Origin of the sequence: Liquorilactobacillus oeni DSM 19972, assembly GCF_001436275.1 — a bacterium.
GTDB classification, from domain to species: domain Bacteria; phylum Bacillota; class Bacilli; order Lactobacillales; family Lactobacillaceae; genus Liquorilactobacillus; species Liquorilactobacillus oeni.
On record NZ_AZEH01000039.1, the window covers coordinates 760,988 to 780,834 of the forward strand.

At 37.6% G+C, this 19,847-nt stretch carries 17 protein-coding genes and 1 tRNA gene; 2 read left to right on the top strand and 16 right to left on the bottom strand.

The features are described from left to right. The first annotated feature begins 3 nt into the window (after nucleotides 1–3). Nucleotides 4–75, top strand: a tRNA-Arg gene (locus FD46_RS08720). Nucleotides 76–874: 799 nt separating this feature from the next. Here FD46_RS08720 and FD46_RS08725 read toward each other — a convergent pair. Next, nucleotides 875–1,183, bottom strand: coding sequence for a hypothetical protein (locus FD46_RS08725; protein WP_157047106.1), 309 nt, complete (start codon nucleotides 1,181–1,183; stop codon nucleotides 875–877). Nucleotides 1,184–1,632: 449 nt separating this feature from the next. On the opposite strand from FD46_RS08725, the gene clpP reads away from it, so the two are divergent. Then, entirely contained in the window at nucleotides 1,633–2,226 is a 594-nt protein-coding gene (clpP, locus tag FD46_RS08730; protein ID WP_057896764.1) for an ATP-dependent Clp endopeptidase proteolytic subunit ClpP, read from the top strand. Nucleotides 2,227–2,359: 133 nt separating this feature from the next. Here the strand turns inward: clpP and whiA are convergent, their stop codons facing one another. From whiA to FD46_RS08805, 15 genes are all read right to left on the bottom strand, one after another. Further along, on the bottom strand, nucleotides 2,360–3,298 hold the full coding sequence (gene whiA / locus FD46_RS08735; RefSeq protein WP_057896765.1) for a DNA-binding protein WhiA: 939 nt from the start codon (nucleotides 3,296–3,298) through the stop codon (nucleotides 2,360–2,362). A 24-nt stretch (nucleotides 3,299–3,322) separates the two neighbouring features. Continuing rightward, nucleotides 3,323–4,345, bottom strand: a complete 1,023-nt coding sequence (locus tag FD46_RS08740) for a gluconeogenesis factor YvcK family protein (protein WP_057896766.1) — start codon at nucleotides 4,343–4,345, stop codon at nucleotides 3,323–3,325. Next, the gene (gene rapZ, locus FD46_RS08745; RefSeq protein ID WP_057896767.1) at nucleotides 4,342–5,226 is read right to left on the bottom strand and encodes an RNase adapter RapZ; all 885 of its coding nucleotides are present in this window, start codon (nucleotides 5,224–5,226) and stop codon (nucleotides 4,342–4,344) included. The genes FD46_RS08740 and rapZ overlap by 4 nt, the downstream gene beginning before the upstream one ends. Before the next feature lie 284 nt (nucleotides 5,227–5,510). Beyond that, complete coding sequence (locus FD46_RS08750) at nucleotides 5,511–5,984, bottom strand: S-ribosylhomocysteine lyase (RefSeq protein WP_057896768.1); 474 nt, start codon at nucleotides 5,982–5,984, stop codon at nucleotides 5,511–5,513. A gap of 73 nt (nucleotides 5,985–6,057) precedes the next feature. Continuing rightward, nucleotides 6,058–8,892: an excinuclease ABC subunit UvrA gene (uvrA, locus tag FD46_RS08755; protein ID WP_057896769.1), complete on the bottom strand. Its 2,835-nt coding sequence runs from the start codon at nucleotides 8,890–8,892 to the stop codon at nucleotides 6,058–6,060. Nucleotides 8,893–8,920: 28 nt separating this feature from the next. Continuing rightward, a complete protein-coding gene (gene uvrB, locus FD46_RS08760; protein WP_057896770.1) occupies nucleotides 8,921–10,924 on the bottom strand; it encodes an excinuclease ABC subunit UvrB in 2,004 nt (667 codons plus the stop codon). A 130-nt stretch (nucleotides 10,925–11,054) separates the two neighbouring features. Continuing rightward, nucleotides 11,055–12,488, bottom strand: a complete 1,434-nt coding sequence (locus tag FD46_RS08765; protein ID WP_057896771.1) for a nicotinate phosphoribosyltransferase — start codon at nucleotides 12,486–12,488, stop codon at nucleotides 11,055–11,057. A 95-nt stretch (nucleotides 12,489–12,583) separates the two neighbouring features. Further along, the gene (locus FD46_RS08770; RefSeq protein WP_057896772.1) at nucleotides 12,584–13,096 is read right to left on the bottom strand and encodes a transcription repressor NadR; all 513 of its coding nucleotides are present in this window, start codon (nucleotides 13,094–13,096) and stop codon (nucleotides 12,584–12,586) included. 129 nt (nucleotides 13,097–13,225) lie between these two features. Next, nucleotides 13,226–14,953: a phospho-sugar mutase gene (locus tag FD46_RS08775; RefSeq protein ID WP_057896773.1), complete on the bottom strand. Its 1,728-nt coding sequence runs from the start codon at nucleotides 14,951–14,953 to the stop codon at nucleotides 13,226–13,228. 268 nt (nucleotides 14,954–15,221) lie between these two features. After that, on the bottom strand, nucleotides 15,222–16,163 hold the full coding sequence (gene trxB, locus FD46_RS08780; RefSeq protein WP_057896881.1) for a thioredoxin-disulfide reductase: 942 nt from the start codon (nucleotides 16,161–16,163) through the stop codon (nucleotides 15,222–15,224). An 88-nt stretch (nucleotides 16,164–16,251) separates the two neighbouring features. Beyond that, on the bottom strand, nucleotides 16,252–17,277 hold the full coding sequence (locus tag FD46_RS08785) for an NAD(P)H-dependent glycerol-3-phosphate dehydrogenase (protein WP_057896774.1): 1,026 nt from the start codon (nucleotides 17,275–17,277) through the stop codon (nucleotides 16,252–16,254). A gap of 11 nt (nucleotides 17,278–17,288) precedes the next feature. Continuing rightward, the gene (gene lgt, locus FD46_RS08790; RefSeq protein WP_057896775.1) at nucleotides 17,289–18,125 is read right to left on the bottom strand and encodes a prolipoprotein diacylglyceryl transferase; all 837 of its coding nucleotides are present in this window, start codon (nucleotides 18,123–18,125) and stop codon (nucleotides 17,289–17,291) included. A 15-nt stretch (nucleotides 18,126–18,140) separates the two neighbouring features. Then, on the bottom strand, nucleotides 18,141–19,082 hold the full coding sequence (hprK, locus tag FD46_RS08795) for an HPr(Ser) kinase/phosphatase (protein ID WP_083479408.1): 942 nt from the start codon (nucleotides 19,080–19,082) through the stop codon (nucleotides 18,141–18,143). Between the two features lie 63 nt (nucleotides 19,083–19,145). Continuing rightward, nucleotides 19,146–19,496, bottom strand: coding sequence for a phage holin family protein (locus tag FD46_RS08800; RefSeq protein ID WP_057896776.1), 351 nt, complete (start codon nucleotides 19,494–19,496; stop codon nucleotides 19,146–19,148). Between the two features lie 24 nt (nucleotides 19,497–19,520). Then, complete coding sequence (locus tag FD46_RS08805; protein ID WP_057896777.1) at nucleotides 19,521–19,832, bottom strand: PspC domain-containing protein; 312 nt, start codon at nucleotides 19,830–19,832, stop codon at nucleotides 19,521–19,523. Nucleotides 19,833–19,847 lie beyond the last annotated feature (15 nt).

Below are 19,847 nucleotides of genomic sequence, written 5' to 3' on the forward strand. Positions count from 1 at the left end.
ATTGCGCCGCTAGTGTAATGGATCGCACGCAAGATTCCGGTTCTTGTAATGTGGGTTCGACTCCCACGTGGCGCATTTTTAGTATGAAACGAGTAGCAATGAAGGCTTTAGCTTGATAATAAAAGCTTTTTAAACTTTTAAATAACATTAACCACTATCCTTTTTTAATTAATGTAAATTATGAAATAATCATTTATTGTTCATCACACAGCATACTTAGAACACTGAGTAATTAATATTCTTTTTTATTGCTTCTTGTAAGCAATTTCATAACTACATCTTAATTTTAACATCTAGCAAAAAATATGCCAACTATGGCTGTCTATATTATTGGTCATAATTCAAAACCATGATAAACCCAAATTGCTGTATCATTCAAACATAAAAAAATAGGCCGCCCAAAGCAACCTGCTCATTATTGACGATCTCAAATTTATCTATTTTTTTTTAATTAAAGCTAGCTGCTGCTCAAATAAGCAATAGTTTTTTACAATTAGCATTACTAAAATGTAAAAATATTCTATTGAACCAAATAAACACAGTAATTGTATAGTCAACAAGAACGCCTTCATCAAAATTGTGCTAGGTAAACCAGAAGGATATTTGTAATTTATAAAACTAGGTTTGCAACCGAATGTTTGTAAATTTTATCAAGCTCTATCATTTATATCGGTACTCCAATTTTAAAGATACCCCTTATTTAAATGCTTTATAACGTATCCTTTTAAGACACCCAATATAAGGATTCGCATAATTTTAAAAAACTATTTTTAAAATGTTAGAAAGTTTGCGTGTGTCCCAAAGTTTGGGAATATTCCTTAACAAAAAATAAACCAACTATACACGGTTGGTTTATTTTTTTGAATAGTCAAATTTAAAGAGCATTTTCCTTTACAATATCTTGTTTTATATCATCATATTTTACATTGTCCATTCGATAAGAATCTTTTACAGAGATTCTTGAAATAGTCATATCAGGTCTGATATTGAATGTTGTTCCATCTGAATGCTCAATTGTGCTTATTTCTGGATTATTATCACTAACTATCACAAGATGACCGTTTCCTTTGTATTTAGTCTCAGCCGATTCCTCTTCAGAATCTTCATTCGTAGTTCCAATATATACACAAAATTCTGTTTCATTCCCAATAATCAATTTTAAATTCTCTAAAACTTTTGCCAATATTTTCACTTCCTTATGATGGACAAAGGCGCCATACATTAGTACGACGCCCTCTAATTAAGCTAATTACATTAAACTTCCGCTAAATTTTATTACAAAAACCAAAGTTAAATTCTAACTTTCAAAACTCTGCCCCTACCTCTACAGGGTTGTTACAGCTCCAAAACTGTGCCCCTTTATATGAAAGGTCAATAAACTTAATACTGATTTGTAAATTAAATAATGCTCAATGTGATTTTATTATAACATTTTTTAAACCCAATTAATAGTTTTTTGGCTTTGCCTAACATAGCTAGCTGCTTTACCTTCTTAATTCAAGCAGCTGTTTTAAACTATTCGTAGCATACTTTTTGTTTGACCTTTTTTGACCAAGGGATTAAACTAGCAATACAGACGTTAGGGTGCTAAACTAATAACGTCATTTAATTAATTCAAGGAGGTTTCAGTTCATGAATCTAGTCCCTACAGTAATTGAACAATCATCTCGCGGAGAGCGTGCTTATGATATCTATTCTCGACTTTTGAAAGACCGGATTATCATGCTTTCAGGTGAGGTAAATGATGATATGGCTAACGCAATTATTGCGCAGCTGCTCTTTTTAGATGCACAAGACTCTGAAAGAGACATCTCTATTTATATCAATTCTCCAGGTGGGAGCGTCTCAGCCGGCTTGGCAATTTACGATACTATGAATTTTGTTAAAGCTGACGTCCAGACAATCGTAATGGGAATGGCAGCTTCAATGGCAAGTGTACTTGCTACTGCTGGTAAAAAGGGAAAACGTTTTGCTTTGCCAAATTCAGAAATCTTAATCCATCAACCTCTAGGTGGTGCGCAGGGTCAAGCAACGGAAATTAATATTGCTGCTGAGCACATTTTAAGAACCAGAAAGCTGATTAATAAAATTTTAGCTGAAAGTTCTGGCCAAGACGTTGAAACAATTAATCGTGATACTGAACGTGATAAATTCATGACAGCTTCAGAAGCTGTCGATTATGGTTTGATCGATGGGATCATGAAGAATAAGAAAGATATTAAATAACCTCACGTTAACTAAACAAGGCATTGCTAAGCGAATATAAAAAAGACTGTGAGAAAGTAATCGCAGTCTTTTTTATATTCTAAAAATCTGGTATTACTTTTGGTACACTAATATTCCCCTTAACTGATTATTATTATACTTCCATCCCGTTACGCAATCGATTTGCCAACTCGTTTATTTTACGTAACCGATGATTAATTCCCGACTTTGAAATAGGGCCTCCTGAAACCATCTCACCTAATTCTTTTAAGCTAACTTCAGGATTCATTATCCTTGTTCTGGCAACATCTTGTAGTTTAGGAGGAAGCTTGTTAAGCCCTAAACGGTCGTCAATATACTTAATGTTTTCGATTTGAGAATTTGCAGCATCAGCCACCTTATTCATATTTGCATTTTCACAATTAACAATCCGGTTAACAGAATTCCGCATATCCCTTACAATCCGAATATCTTCAAATTTAAGCATCGCATTTGTTGCTCCTATTAAGGACAAAAAATCAGCAATTTTTTCAGCTTCTTTAAGATAAGTAATATAGCCGCTGCGTCTTTCAGTTTTACGTGCATTAAGCCCGTAACGATTGGTTAATTGACAGATAGCATCATTTTGTTCCTCGTAAAGAGAATAAATTTCCAAATGGTATCTGCTTGTTTCTGGATTATTTACCGAACCGGCTGCTAAAAAAGCTCCCCGTAAATAAGAACGGACTTTAGCATCATCATTAAGCAAGCCAAGATTTACTGTTGTTCGCAACTCATAATGATCTAGAACTCCTAAATCCCTTAATATTGATTCGCTGCCTTTTTTTAAACGTACAATGTATAAATTATTTTTTTTGAGTTTCATTTTACGTCTGACGAGCAATTCACTTTCAACATCGTAAAACTTTTTTAGCAGTTTATAGATTCTGCGAGCTATTGCTGGATTTTCTGTTTGAACATTAAGAATGAAATGATGCTTAACAATACTCAAAGCCCCGTTCATTCTAATCAACGCCATTAACTCTGCTTTCGCATTTCCAAAGTGAACTTCCAAAGTCGTAAGTTCTTTTTTTACATCACTAGCATATGACAATGGAACTCCCCCCTTTTAAAGACCTTAATTACACTCATCATCAAACCATGACAACGGCCTTCCTGTTAAGCGCAGCAATTCATCTACAACCTGTGGACCATTATGAAAAACACCATGATTTTGCAATCTCAAAAAATTGTTGGAAATTACTCGGCATCCTTCTTTTCGTAAACCATTAAAATCATGTTTAACTTGATACAAGTACTCGCCATTTTTTTGATAATCCATATATTTTTTAGGAACTGTTTCCGTATTTACCAAAACCGTATCAATGAATTTTTTACCCATGTGTTTATTCAACACACGGACATGATCAGCATCTGAAAAACGTTCAGTCTCCCCCTTTTGCGTCATAATATTACAAATATAAATTACTTCAGCTTTTGTTTTGCAGACAGCTTTTCCCAAATTTGAAATCATCAAATTGGGCAAAATGCTTGTAAACAAGCTTCCTGGGCCTAGTACAATTTGATCTGCTTCCATAATAGCAGAGATTACTTCATTTACAGCATGCGGTACATTTTCATTCATTCCTGAAACCCATGCTCTTTCAATCGTTTTTGCTGCCGCCGAAATTTCAGATTCTCCAGCTATAACTGTACCGTCTGAGAATCGAGCATTCAAAACAAGTGGTTCATTAGAAGCAGGAAAAACATGGCCCTCAACGTTCATCATTTTAGAAAGTTCCTGAACAGCATAAAAAATTCCATTATCATTCATCTCAGATAACGCCGCAATAATTAAGTTACCAATCGCATGTCCTGAAAAAAATTGATCTGTTGAAACAAAACGGTATTGAAAAATTTTTTTGTAGATCTGCGGCATATCCGAAAGTGCTACTAAAACGTTACGAATATCTCCTGGCGGTACAACGTTAATATAATCTCGGATAACGCCGGATGACCCGCCATCATCTGCAACTGTAACAATCGCTGTCACATCAGCATTTTTTTTATGCAAAGCTTTTAAAATGACAGGAAGTCCAGTTCCTCCACCAATCACAACAATTCGTGGAGGCTGATTTTGATTATTCCCCTGTCTTTTCATGATCGATTTGACGTCTCCTTTCTTTTCTTTACATCACGATGAGAAATTCTTACCGGATAATCTTCATCAAGCGCTTTGCCTATTCTTTCAGCAAGTGCTACCGAACGGTGCTGTCCACCTGTACAGCCGATTGCAATCGTGAGACTGGTTTTACCTTCCTTTTTATACCCAGGAATAATGTTACGCAGCAGTGTCATAAACTGCTGATAAAAAATAGTCGTTTTGTCAGAATCCATTACGTAATCGTAGACAGATTGGTCAAGACCAGTTTTGTTTTTCAATGATGCAATGTAGTATGGATTAGGTAAAAATCTAACGTCCATCACAATATCAGCATCAATCGGAAGTCCATATTTGAAACCAAAAGAGAGTATCTCAACATGGAAAGAAGATGATTTGCTAACATCAAAGTTATGAAAAATTTCTTCGCGTAACTGTCGCGGCGTAAGTTTACTGGTATCTACAACAAGTTGTGCCTTTAATTTAATATCTTTCAAAAGGTCTCGTTCTAATTTAATACCGTCCATAAGACGCCCCTCCATTGCCAGAGGATGCGACCTTCTTGTCTCTTTATACCGAGCCACCAGCTCTTCATCAGAAGCATCTAAAAAGAGAATTTTTGCATCAATTAAGCCATCGCTTCCCAGATTGCGTAACATCTCAATAATTTCATCGTAAAAAGCGCGCGAACGTAAATCAATTACTAAAGCGACTTTGTCAATTTTACCTGATTCGCGTACCAACTCCCAGAATTTAGGCAAAAGAGTTGGTGGCATATTATCAATACAGAAGTATCCCAGATCTTCAAAGCTCTGAACTGCCACTGTTTTACCTGCTCCGCTCATTCCCGTAATCACAACAAGCTTCAGTTGTTTTCCCATTACCAGTCCCCCATCTCAGGTTCTTTTCACAATTATAGCACACCGGGTGTGTCATAATTATATTTTTAATTTCATTTTGTGATAAACTCTTAATTTATCTGCCTTGCAAAAATAACATTTCTTGCTTTTTCACACAAAGTTTAAAATCAAACATTCAAGTTTTCCATTACGGCACACTTAAAAGATAACCATAAACACAAAAAACAAAAGCAATGATAAAATTAGGGCCGCGACAAAACCAAAGCTTTGTCACAGCCCCTTTTTAGAAAATTTTTTACTAATCTTTATTCAACCACTTTGCGTGTAAACGGATCTGAAGAGATGCCTTCACCAAGTATTTTTTTACACCATTCTTTTGCAGAAAAAAGAGAATGATCACGATAATTACCGCAGCTCCTAATATCCGTTCCTTGGACATCATCCCAACTTGATTTTGTAATTTGCTCTAACGCACCCTTCAAAGCCTTTGCAACTTCAACAGTATCATGTTCACCCCAGACAATTAAGTGAAAACCTGTTCGGCATCCAAATGGAGAACAATCAATTACACCATCAAGACGGTCACGCAGATAACCAGCCAGCATATGTTCAATGGTATGTAATCCAGCAGTTGGAATTGCATTTTCATTTGGCTGGACCAAACGCAAATCATAATTTGAAATCTGATCACCCTTTTTGCCCTTTTCAACTGTGATTAAACGTACATATGGGGCCTTAACTGCTGTATGATCCAAAGTAAAACTTTCAACTTTAGCCATTACCAAACACTCCTTTTTTTAAATTCATCTTTTAAATCTACTTTAAGCATTTCAAAGAAAAAATGCAAGAGTATCAATGTTCTCGCTGTCTTTCTAAAACCCGATGCAGATATTTTCCAGTATAACTGCCTGAATTTTTTTCGACTTTTTCAGGCGTACCGGCTGCAACTATTTTTCCGCCGCCTTCGCCACCTTCAGGACCAAGGTCGATTAAATAATCAGCACATTTAATTACATCTAGGTTATGTTCAATTACTAAAACTGTATTTCCATTATCTACGAGCCTTTGCAAAACATCTAATAATTTTTCGATATCAGCAGTATGGAGTCCAGTTGTGGGCTCATCTAAAATGTAGAAATTTTTACCGTTAGACTTACGATGAAGTTCAGAGGCAAGTTTCATTCTCTGGGCTTCGCCACCAGATAAAGTTGTTGCAGGCTGTCCCAATTTAACATAACCCAATCCTACATCAACAATCGTTTGCAGTTTACGTTTTATTTTAGGAATTGCACCAAAAAAATCTAGAGCATCTTGTACAGTCATATCTAAAATATCGGCAATATTTTTCCCTTTATATTCGATCTCAAGTGTTTCTGAATTATACCGTGCTCCGTGACAAATCTCGCAGGGAACATATACATCTGGTAAAAAGTTCATCTCAATCTTAATAATTCCATCACCCTTGCAAGATTCGCAACGGCCGCCTTTAACATTAAAGCTGAATCTTCCCTTGCCGTAACCACGCATTTTAGCTGCATTGGTTTGTGCAAAAAGCTCACGAACATCGTCAAAAACACTAGTATAAGTTGCAGGGTTGCTACGCGGAGTACGTCCAATCGGACTTTGGTCAATGTTAACAACTTTTTCCAAGTTCTCAGCACCCAAAAGCTGTTTAAAACGCCCCGGCTTTTCTGAATTCCCATTTAGTTTCTGAGCCAAAGCACGTTTTAATATCAGATTAACCAAGGTTGATTTACCAGAACCAGAAACTCCTGTCACTGCAATAAAAGTCCCTAACGGAAAGGAAACATCAATTTTTTTTAAATTATTTGAAGCTGCACCAATTATTCTTACTGCTTTCCCATTTCCTAGGCGTCTTTTAGCAGGAACAGGAATAAATTTTTTACCTGAGAGATATTGTCCAGTTAACGATTTACTGCTACGGGCAACTTGTTTAGGAGTTCCTGCAGCCATTACCTGACCGCCATTACTGCCTGCTCCTGGACCAATATCAATCAAATAATCTGCAGCTCTCATCGTATCTTCATCATGTTCTACCACAATCAGCGTATTACCCAGATCCCGCATTTTCTTTAAAGAAGCAATCAACCGATCATTATCTCTTTGATGTAGACCAATAGAAGGTTCATCTAAAATGTACAATACTCCAGAGAGATTAGATCCAATTTGCGTTGCCAACCTGATCCTTTGTGCTTCTCCTCCAGAAAGTGTTCTTGCAGAGCGGCTTAATGTCAAATATGAAAGTCCTACATTTATCAGAAAAGTTAAGCGATCTTTGATTTCTTTTAAAATAGGACGTGCAATTTTTTCATCTTGCGCACTAAAACTAAGTTCTTTGAAAAAGGCAAGTGCTTCCGCAATGTTAAAGTCAGAAACTTCTCCTATATGTTTCCCATTAATTTTTACTGCTAGTGCTTTTCTGTTCAAACGGTAGCCATGACAAGTTTGACAAGTTAAACTTGTCATATATTTGCGCATTACATCACGGGTAAAGTCACTGTTTGTTTCATGGTAGCGGCGCTGAATGTTAGGAATCACTCCTTCAAATTGAGCTTCAACATCTCTTACTCCGCCAAAGTCATTTTCATAATGAAAATGAAATGTTTGTTCCTTTGCTCCATATAAAACAAGATTTTGCTGGCCGTCTTCAAGTTCTTCAAAAGGAACCCTCATATCAATTCCAAAAGCGCTGCAAGCCTGTGCCAATAACGACGGGTAATACTGTGAACTAATCGGATTCCAAGGTTCAATTGCTCCTTGAGCCAAAGACTTTGCAGGATCCGGTATAACCAGATCACGGTCAACTTCAAGTTTGATGCCTAAGCCGTCACAATCAGGACAAGCGCCAAATGGAGCATTAAATGAAAATAAACGCGGTTCAAGTTCACCGATAGTAAATCCACAGTAAGGACAAGAAAAGTTTTCGGAAAACTGCAGCGGTTCATTGCCAATCACATCCACGTTAGCATAACCATCGGAAAGCCTCAAAGCAGCTTCAAAAGAATCAAAAAGGCGTGAACGGATACCATCCTTGATAATAAGACGATCCACAACTACTTCAATTGAATGTTTTTTATTTTTATCAAGTTCAATTTTTTCTTCAATATCATGCAGCTCATCATCAACGCGTACACGTACAAAACCATCACGTTTAATTTTCTCAAAAATTTTTTTATGCTGTCCTTTTTTTTCACGAATAATTGGAGAAAGAATTTGCACCTTAGTTCTATCAGGAAGCTTGAGCACTCGATCTACCATCTGTTCCGGAGATTGGCTTGTTATTTCATGTCCATCATTAGGACAAAACGGAGTCCCCACACGTGCCCACAAAAGCCTCAAATAGTCATTTATCTCAGTTACTGTCCCTACAGTTGAACGGGGATTTTTAGAAGTTGTTTTTTGATCAATAGAAATTGCAGGTGAGAGGCCATCAATCGAATCAACATCAGGTTTATCCATCTGCCCTAAAAACTGCCTCGCATAAGCTGACAAACTCTCAACATAACGACGCTGACCTTCAGCATATAGCGTGTCAAAAGCTAAAGAGCTTTTTCCAGATCCAGACAACCCAGTAATCACGACTAGCTTATTTTTAGGTATAGTGACGTTAATATTTTTCAAATTATGTGCACGGGCTCCTTGGATCACTATTTTGTTTTGTACCAAATTCCTTCCCTCTTTCTTTAAACATGCACTACTTATCTTGCTGACCTTTTAATTCAATGATTGTATCTCGCAATGTTGCTGCCTGCTCAAAATCCAGCTGTTTGGCAGCAGAACGCATCTGCTCTTCCAATTTTAAAAGCATTTCTTTTTGTTCGTCTTTTTCCATGTCTTTGAATTCCAAGGCGCTGAAGCTCTTACTTTTGCCGCCCTTTACCGGCTTGGTAATTGAAATTAAAGCTCGAATTTTCTTTTTAATAGTACGGGGTATAATGTGATTTTTTTCGTTATATTTTTCTTGGATACTACGGCGCCTTTTAGTTTCTTCTATTGCACCGCTCATCGAATCAGTAACATTGTCAGCATACATTATTACACGTCCGTTTTCATTTCGTGCAGCACGCCCTATAGTTTGTACTAAAGAACGTTCACTTCTCAAAAAGCCTTCTTTATCAGCATCAAGAATTGCTACTAAAGAAACCTCAGGTACGTCTATTCCTTCACGCAAAAGGTTTATCCCAACCAAGACATCAAAAACACCCAGACGTAAATCTCGTACAATTTTAGTCCGTTCTAGTGTCTTAATATCTGAATGAAGATATTTAACCTTGATTTGAAGTTCTTTTAAATAATCAGTTAGGTCTTCAGACATTTTTTTGGTCAATGTGGTCACAAAAACCCGCTCATGGCGCTCTACCCTTTTATTAATCTCTCCTACAAGATCATCCATTTGCCCCATGATGGGTCGTACTTCTATTAATGGATCCAATAAACCGGTAGGCCTGATAATTTGCTGTACAACTTTATTAGTCTGAGATAACTCATAAGGCCCCGGAGTTGCTGACATATAAACAATTTGATGGACATGATTCTCAAATTCTGTAAGGGTCAAGGGGCGATTGTCAAGAGCACTAGGCAGCCTAAAACCGTAGTCAATGAGCATCTGCTTACGAGCCTTATCTCCGTTGTACATTCCTCTTACCTGTGGCATCGTTACATGGGATTCATCAACAACCAGCAGAAAGTCTTTAGGAAAGAAGTCTAGTAATGTGTAAGGCGGTTCCCCAGGCTTTCGTCCGTCCATATGCCGTGAATAATTTTCAATACCAGAACAATATCCCATCTCACGCAGCATTTCGATATCATAAGTCGTTCTTTGCTCAAGCCGCTGTGCTTCAAGGAGCTTATTAGCATCTCTTAGTTTCTTAAGTTGTCCTTCCAATTCAGTTTGGATTCCTGAAATTGCTTTATCCATAATATCCTTATTTGTCATAAAATGCGTAGCAGGAAAAATGGAAACGTGCTCGCGTTCTGCAACAATTTCACCAGTAAGTGCATCTACTTCTCGGATACGATCAATTTCATCTCCAAAAAACTCAATCCGTAGCGCACGTTCATCACGTGAGGCAGGAAAGATTTCAACAACATCACCGTGTACACGAAAACGCCCACGTTGAAAATCAATATCATTTCTTTCAAATTGAATATCTACCAGCTGACGCAATAAAGTATCTCGCTCCAGTGTCTGTCCAATTCGCAAAGAAAGAGTATGAGCCTGATACTCATGAGGATCACCCAGGCCAAAGATCGAAGAAACAGAAGCCACGACAATTACATCATTGCGTTCTAACAATGAACTGGTCGCCGAATGCCGTAATTTATCTATTTCGTCATTAATACTTGAATCTTTTTCAATATAGGTATCACTTGAAGGTACATAAGCTTCAGGTTGATAGTAATCATAATAACTAACAAAGTATTCAACTGCATTGTTAGGAAAAAATTCTTTAAATTCACTGTATAATTGACCTGCAAGTGTCTTATTATGTGCCAGCACAAGAGTAGGCTTATTGACATTCTTGATCACATTCGAAATTGTAAAAGTTTTACCAGTTCCAGTTGCTCCCAAAAGAACCTGAGCTTTTTCACCATCTAAAATTCCTTGAGAGAGTTCTTGAATAGCCGTTGGCTGATCGCCCGTCGGCTTATATGATGAAACCAGTTCAAAATTACGTTCTTCTTGTCTTTCTATCAAGTCATCAACCTCCTATTATCACTGCATTCTTCACCTGCAAAAAAGGCCATGACAATTGGCTTGTCACGGCCTGTTATCACGCCTATTAATTTTAACATAGCGAACATACTTTCGCACGCATTTAAATTTATTAGTCAGAAAACTCATCAATCATTTTTGCCCGTAATTCCTTGAGCTGATGTGTCCAATAAACATCGTAAATATCTGGATTTTTCAAACGCAAACATGCTGCTGGCAGTTTTCCGATTTTTTGACTGGATGTTTCTTGAATCTCCATCGTTTTTGGTTGTTTATAAACTAATCTTCCTTGTTTAAAAATCTGAACCAGCAAAGGTTTTAGTACCAGTCCATGCATTTTCTTTTTTTGTTGAGTCTTATTCGGATCTGAATTAAAAATTCTGCTGTTTCCACGAATTTTTTCTGCATATAAACTCAGAAGATCTCCTTGGACTTCTCCTTCCTTATCATATAAACGATAAAGATTTTTGAAGCCGGGAATCGTGGTTTTCTCGACGGTATTGCTGAGCTTTATCTTTGGAATAATCTTATTATCTTCTTGTGTAGCGACAAGCTTATAAACACCACTTAAAACCGGATCTGAAGAAGCAGTAATAAGCTTTTCACCCACACCAAAACTGTCAATTGATGCTCCTTCTTCAAGTACGTTTTGGATAACATCTTCATCAAGTGCATTTGAGACAGTAATTGTTGCATTCTTAAAACCCGCTTCATCCAACATTTTACGAGCTCTCTTAGTCAGATATGTAATATCTCCCGAATCTATTCTTATTCCGATATTACTGTAAAGCTCCTCTTTTTTTAACTGTTCGAAGATTTTAATTGCGTTAGGGACACCAGAATTCAAAACATCGTAAGTGTCTACAAGTAAAAGACAGTTATGAGGGTAAATTTTCATCCATGCCAAAAAAGCTTCTCTTTCCGTTGAAAAAGACTGAATCCAACTATGTGCCATAGTTCCAAGCGGCTTTAGCCCAAAGAGTTTTGCGCTCAAAACATTTGCAGTCCCAGAGCATCCCCCAATTACCGCTGCACGTGCACCATAAGTCGCGGCATCAGCACCTTGAGCACGCCTTGAGCCGAATTCCATCACTGACCTTCCCCGTGCTACCATGCATATCCGGCGTGCCTTTGTAGCAATCAATGATTCATGGTTAACAATGTTTAACAACATTGTTTCAAGCAGCTGAGCCTGAACTAATGGTCCCCTGACAGTTATCAAGGGCTCATTAGGAAAAACTGGTGTCCCTTCTTCAACTGACCAAACATCACACTCAAATTTAAAATTACTCAGGTACTCCAAAAAGGCAGGTGAAAAAGTTTCCATCTTCCTAAGATATTCAATATCTGAGTCGCTAAACTGAAGTTCATTAAGATATTGGATCACTTGGGCAAGTCCTGCATAAATAACAAGACCGCCCTTGTCGGGAATCTTACGGAAATATAGATCAAAATACCCCTTTTTTTCAGGAACTTCTTCAAAGAACCCATTTGCCATTGTTAACTCATAAAGGTCTAGCAAAAGAGTTAGGTTACGTGATTTCATTAGCTTCCTCCAACATTGTCCAACAGACTTTTAAAGGGTGTCAAGACATATAGTTAAGTTTAAACTATACTTTTCTTTCTACCACGTCAAGTTCATTATTTATAAAGAATCCCAAGTTTGGAAAGTTGTTCCTTTATTTTTTTGAATTGAGATTCGTTTTCACAAGCAACTTCATGTAAGTGAATTCCATTCGTAAGGCTGGAAAGCAGGTGATGTTCTCCATGTACTGTCCGGCTCATAAAATCGTTTATATCTGCTTCAGTCGCAATTCCCAGCGTTCCGGTAAGCTGCCCATACACATTGTGTTCAACCGTTACATCGATAACCTCTCCTCCAAGCTTAACAATTGTCTCCAATTCTAAACGAGTCTGGTCTAAACTGTGTCTGCAGGCCAAAATCCCATGAAAAGCGGTACTTTTTTCCTTAATGCGATATCCGTTTACCGTTGCAATAATCGGTTCTCCTTCTGCACGAAGCAAAGCAACGTCGCCCACAATAGTCTGGCGGCTGACACCAAATTTTTTTGCGAATTTTCCGGCACTCACCACATCACTATTCCATAACTCATTTTTAATGATAGCTCTACGTTTTAAATTACTGTTTTTCAATTCATCACCGCCCACAAAAAAAGTTTTAAAAAATTTAACTATTTAAAAATAACAGAGGCAGACCATTTAAATTCTTAATGTCTGTCCCTGTTAAAGTATATCGGTATTAAGCTAAATTTTAAAGCTTGCTTATTTTTTTACAAAATCTCTAATTTCGTCCTCAAACTTTTTTCTCTTTAATAAAGCTTTTTCTTGTGTTTGAGCTTCTGTTGCAAGGTATAACTTAATCTTAGGTTCCGTACCTGAAGGGCGAACTGCAATCCAAGAACCATCAGTTAGAATGTATTTCAAAACATTAGCCTTTGGAAGTTCAATGCGTGAAACTTCTCCAGATGTTGATTTCTTTTCTGAACTTGCAAAGTCTTCTATTGCAGCTACTTTAACTCCAGCAAAAGCAGTGGGTGCATTTTTTCTGAATTTAGCCATTAATGTATTGATTTCCTCAGCACCTTCAACACCATCAAAAGTTAAAGCAATTGTCTTTTCAGCAAAGAAGCCATATTTTTGGAAAAGTTCTTGAAGCCCATCGTAAAGATTTTGTCCCATGCTCTTGTAGTATGCAGCTACTTCAGCTAACAAGACAAGAGACTGCACTGCATCTTTATCGCGTACAAAGGGTCTGACAAGGTATCCGTAACTTTCCTCAAAGCCAAACATAAAAGTATGTTCCTTAGTTTTTTCATAGTGCTTAATCTGCTCTGCAATAAACTTGAAACCTGTTAAAACATTAACCATCTCTACGTCATAACTTTTAGCGATTGCTGTCGCAAATTCACTAGAAACAATTGATTTTACAACTACTGCATTTTGTGGAAGGGTCCCGGCTTTTTTGCGGGCTGTCAGGATATAATTCAACATTAGAGCAGCGATTTGGTTACCTGTCAACAGCTGGTACTCTCCGGAAGGCTGTCGAACTGCTGCTCCTAAACGGTCGGCATCTGGATCAACTGCTATCAAAAGGTCGGCGTCTTCTTTTTTACCGTGCTCAATTGCCAAGTTGAAAGCTGCTGGATCTTCTGGATTAGGTTTTACAACGGTAGAAAATTCAGGATCCGGCTTGGCCTGCTCCTTTACCATTGTAAAATTAGTAAATCCAGCTTGTTTCAAGGCCTTTTCCCCTAAAACAGCTCCAGTTCCATGGAGCGGAGAAAAAATCAATTTCATGGTTTTTCCTTCTTTTGCTACAAGGTCTTGGTCAATGGTTACCTTCTTGACTTCAGCTAAATAAGCTTCATCAACTTCTTTTCCAATAATCTGTAATAATCCTGAAGATTTCAGTTCTTTTTCATCTGCTACCTTAATATTAAACAGATCACTTGCTTGACGCACAAATTTAGTGATTAAGTCAGATTCTTTAGGCGGCATTTGACCACCATCTTCACCATAAATCTTATAGCCATTGTATTGCTTTGGATTATGGCTTGCCGTAATCATAATCCCAGCATAAGTTCCAAGGTGGCGAACTGTATAGGAAAGTTCTGGTGTCGGACGCAAACTTTCAAAAACAAAGCTTGGAATGCCATGCATGCCCAACACACGCGCCGCTTCGTGTGCAAATTCTTGTGAATGATGTCTCGAATCAAAGCTAATTGCTACACCGCGTTTTTTTACACTTTCAGCCAATGTATCCATAAACAATGCTAGTCCCTCTGTTGCTTGTCTGACAGTATAAATGTTCATTCGATTGATTCCCGGTCCAAGAATCCCACGCATTCCTGCTGTTCCAAATTCAAGCGGTGCGTAGAAGGCATCCTCTTGAGCCGCTTGATCATCCTTTATTTCTGTTAATTCACTGCGTAATTTCGGATCAAGGCCTGCAAAATCAGCCCATACAGTATAATTATCTTTCCAACTCAACATAATCACTCCTAAATTATTCTACTGATAGTATACTATAAATAAACCGCTTTTATTCAAAAAAGGATAAATTATTTAATCGCCTTCTAAATGTTTCAGTAGTCCTAGTGCTATATTGATGGACATGAAATTTTATGCAAAATTGATTAAATTATTTTAGAAACTACCATTTTAGTCATCAACTATATCAGTAGCTTAGGCTTAAAAAAAGACCTGCAAAAAACTGCAAGCCTTTGATTTTTAAACTTTTTAATCAGTAAACAGTAAACTAACTTCTTTGAATGTCTTTTAAACTTTCAAGATAATTAAAAGCCTCTTGTCCTGCAACACTACCGTCGCCAACAGCTGTAGCAATCTGCCGTAAATCTTTTTTTCGGACATCTCCTACTGCAAAGATTCCCGGAACACTAGTCTCCATCTTGTCATTTGTAATAATCCAGCCTTGTTCATCTGTGATTCCAAGATGAGTAACCGTTTCAGTCATAGGCAATAAACCGATGTAGATAAATACCCCAGAAACTGGCATGACCTCATCAACACCCGTTTTTTTATTGTGGATTTTCACACCAGTAACTTTTTGCCCATCGCCTTCTATTTGAATGACTATAGTATTCCAAGTAAAATTAATTTTAGAATTTTGGAATGCACGTTCCTGTAAAATTTTTTGCGCCCGCAGCTGATCACGTCTGTGAATCACATTGACGTTCTTAACCATTTGTGCCAAATATGAACCTTCCTCAATTGCCGAGTCTCCACCCCCAACAACTGCAACATCACGATCACGAAAAAAAGCCCCATCACATACCGCACAGTAAGAAACTCCACGCCCACTATATTTTTCTTCTCCTGGGATACCCAACTTTTTATACTGAGAACCAGTTGCAATAATCAATGCATTTGTCTCAAAGACATCGCTATCTGTCCTAATTGTCTTTAGTCCTTCATCAGAAACGTCGATACTTTGAACAGTCCCATACGCATACTGAGCATCAAATTGTAGTGCACTGTCATACATTTTTTTTGCAAGATCCGGACCTAAGATAGATTTGAATCCTGGATAATTTTCAACTTCAGCAGTGTTATTCATTTGTCCGCCGTACACTCCCCGGTCAAGTATTAACACAGATAGGTTAGCACGTGATGCATATAATGCAGCCGTCATTCCTCCTGGACCGGCGCCGATAATAATCACATCATATTGTTTTGCCAAATTAATTTTACCTTTCCTTTCTTCTTTCAGCCAAGACCTAATTTTCATGAAGCTCTTTTATTATTATAGCTTACTTTTAGTAAGCATTCTAATTTTTTGTTTCTTCTTCTGAACGTCCTTCACGTTTCATCAGCTCTAAAATGGCATCTTTGATTTTACGGCCCTTGTAGATAACGTCGTAGATTGCTTCTGTAATCGGCATTTCAATCTTTTCTTGCTGGGCAAGTTCATATGCAGCTTTAGTTGTATTAATACCTTCAATTACCATTCCCATATTAGCAACAACTTTTTTTAAGTCCTCTCCACGCCCAAGCTGATCTCCTGCACGCCAGTTGCGTGAATGAACACTCGTACAAGTTACAATCAAGTCGCCGACGCCTGTTAAACCAATAAAGGTCAGCGGTTCTGCCCCTAAAGCAACTCCTAAACGAGCAATCTCCGCAAGCCCACGGGTTATCAAAGCAGCCTTAGCATCATCTCCGTAGCCCAATCCATGAAGTGCACCAGCTCCTAAAGCAATAATGTTTTTAAAAGCAGCTCCAAGTTCTACACCGATGATATCGCTATTAGTATAAACACGGAAATATTCATTCATAAAAATTTTCTGTATATGCTTCGCAGCTTCTTGATTTTCAGAGGCTGCTGTAACCAGAGTCAGATCATGACAGGCAACTTCTTCTGCATGGCTTGGTCCCGATAAAGCAACAATCCCATTGCGCCTATCTTCAGGAATCTCCTCAGCAATAATCTCAGAAATTCTTTTGTGGGTCCCCAACTCTAATCCTTTACTGGCATGAGCAATCACAGTTTTTTTGTCGTTTGGGGCTAAAAGTGCTGCAATTTGGCGAGAAACCATTCTAATAGCTTTTGTAGGGACGACCAACAAAATTACAGTTGCTCCTTCAATTACTTTTTTTAGCTCAGTTGTTGCTTGTAACCTCGAATCATATTCAAAATCAGCTAAATAATGCCGATTGGTATGAAGATTATTCAGTTCATCAACTTGTTCTTGTCTGCGCGACCATATACGGACCTTTAGACCATTTAAAACCAGAGTATTTGCCAAAACACTTCCCCAAGAGCCAGCTCCGATTACAGCAATTCTTTCACACACAGCTACCACTCCTATTTTTCATATCTATCTTCTTTTCCATCCAAGTACCAAGGATTAAGAGGTTTCCAGTAACGACGTAAAAAAAGCCAGACAATTGCAGCAACAAATAAAATAACTGACAGCCATTGTGAAACGCGCATTACTCCCAGCATTAAACTATCTGTACGCATTCCTTCAATAAAAAAGCGCCCAAATGAATACCAAATAACATAGCTAAAAAAAACCTCACCTCGTTTGAAAAGGCCCTTTCGATGGCGCAGCAAAAGCAACACGACAAATCCTCCAAGATCCCATAATGATTCATATAAAAATGTCGGTTGGTAATATGTACCGTTAATGTTCATTTGATTAATAATAAAGCCTGGCAAATGTAGCCCTTGCAAAAAGCTGAAAGTTGTCTTTTGACCATGAGCTTCTTGGTTCATAAAGTTTCCCCAGCGGCCGATTCCTTGCGCCATAATTACTGTGGGAGCAATCACATCTAACATTAACCAAACAGATATCTGTCTGCGTTTGCAAAAAATATTAACAACTATTATTGCACCAATCAGTGCCCCGTAAATTGCGATACCGCCATCCCAAATACGATAAGTTTCATTTAAATGCTGCGAATAATAGTTCCATTCGAACACTACATAGTAGATACGTGCTGAAATAATTGAAAATGGCATTGCCCATAGCAGCAGGTCATAGATGTCATTTTCCGAAATTCCTCTTTTTTTACCTTCGTTAACTGCCAAAGCAACAGCCAAGACCACCGCTGTAGCAATAATTATTCCATACCAATGGACTTCAAGAGGTCCTAAAGAAAAGGCAACAGGATCAAGGGCACTCAGTAAATAATTCACTTAATAAACACATCCTTACTGTTCATTAGAATTTTCACGAATAAGATTATTTAAATTGCTCTCAAAAAGCTTAGTTGCGTCGTACCCCATTGTCTTGGCCCTGAAATTCATAGCTGCAGCTTCAATAATAATGGCAAGATTTCTTCCAATTTTAACTGGAATAGAAATTTTAGGGACATCGACGTCAAAAATTCTGAGTTTCTGTTCACCGCTGCCCAGACGGTCAAACTTTTTATCCGGTCCCCAATCTTCCAAATGAACGATCAAAGAAATATCTGTCTCGGCACGGACTGCACCCGCTCCGAAGAGATTCATGACATCAATGATCCCAATCCCACGAATTTCCAACAAATGTCTTAAAATTTTAGGAGCTTCCCCTCTAATAGTCTGCTCGTCTTTTTGATAGACTTCGACTCTATCATCGGCGATCAGACGATGCCCTCTTTTGATCAGGTCAAGGGCTGTTTCTGACTTGCCTACACCCGAATCACCAGTAATAAGCACTCCTAAACCATAAATATCCACTAAAACCCCATGCAATGACTTTCTTTCTGCAAGCTGTGTTTCCAAATAATCTGTCATTTTTGATAAAAGCCGCGTAGTTGGTAATTTAGACCTTAAAACTGGGATGCCTCTCTTCTTGGCAGCAATATCCAATTCTTCAGGTACAGGCAAATAACGTGAAATAATAAAACAAGGTGTAACTTCATTTCTACATAACTTATTCATTACATCCTCACGCTTTTTTTTATCCATTTTTCGTGCGTAGGATATCTCTGTCATTCCCAGCACTTGAATCCTTTCAGCAGGATAATAATCAAAGTACCCAGTTAACTCAAGTCCTGGCCGTGAAATATCACTTGTAGAAATAAGTTTTGTTTTCAAGTATTTCTCACCAGAAAAAACCTTCAATCCAGTCATTTCAACCAGACTTTTTACATTAACAGTATTATCCACAATAAAAACCCCCTACACGAATTACCTAACTAATGTATTTTATAAACAATACTATTCTAATGCTTAGTGATCTGTTTGAAAATAATTAGTGATTATCAGGTTGATAAAGCCTAAAATCAGAGCCATAAAAAAAGCAGCTCCGAAACTTGAAAATTTGAAGGAGTTACCAACTAGAAATGATGTCATTTCGAGCATAAAAGCATTAATAACAAAATAAAACAGCCCTAGAGTCATGAAAGTAATCGGTAATGATAAAATCAGTAAAACTGGTTTGACAAAAGCATTCAGTAAACCCAAAGTAACTGCAGCTATTAGCGATATCCAGATACTGGAAACGTAAAAATATTGTGGGAAAAACCCCGCAGCAGCTATAAATATGATTGCGTTAATCAAAACACGTCGCAAAAACAGCATTTATCTTCCTCCAAAATTGTGTTTCTAATGAATATCTTTTTCGTGTACATCTTTAATAACGCGTCGAGTACGTTTTCTTTTTCTTTTCGAATTCGACTCTTGCTTAAATAAAGAACTTAAACTAAAGAAAGAATTATTCTCAGAAGCCGGAATGGTTACAATTAACATGAGATAGATGGCAATCATTAAAAATGTCAAGTGTGGAATAAGAGCAAGAATCAGAAAAGTTATCCGTATAACCCACACAGGAAAGTTTAAGTATTCTGCCAGCCCTGCACATACGCCTGCTAAATAACGGTTAGTTGAACGTTTTATTTTTTTTGTGTCCTTTCTCAATTAAAATGTTCCTCC

Excerpts from the sequence above, each read along its gene's own strand:
- FD46_RS08750 (WP_057896768.1), bottom strand. The coding sequence starts at position 5,984 with ATGGCTAAAGTTGAAAGTTTTACTTTGGATCATACAGCAGTTAAGGCC.
- FD46_RS08800 (WP_057896776.1), bottom strand. The coding sequence starts at position 19,496 with ATGCTGTTTTTGCGACGTGTTTTGATTAACGCAATCATATTTATAGCT.
- rapZ (WP_057896767.1), bottom strand. The coding sequence starts at position 5,226 with ATGGGAAAACAACTGAAGCTTGTTGTGATTACGGGAATGAGCGGAGCA.
- FD46_RS08740 (WP_057896766.1), bottom strand. The coding sequence starts at position 4,345 with ATGAAAAGACAGGGGAATAATCAAAATCAGCCTCCACGAATTGTTGTG.
- FD46_RS08765 (WP_057896771.1), bottom strand. The coding sequence starts at position 12,488 with ATGAAATCACGTAACCTAACTCTTTTGCTAGACCTTTATGAGTTAACA.
- clpP (WP_057896764.1), top strand. The coding sequence starts at position 1,633 with ATGAATCTAGTCCCTACAGTAATTGAACAATCATCTCGCGGAGAGCGT.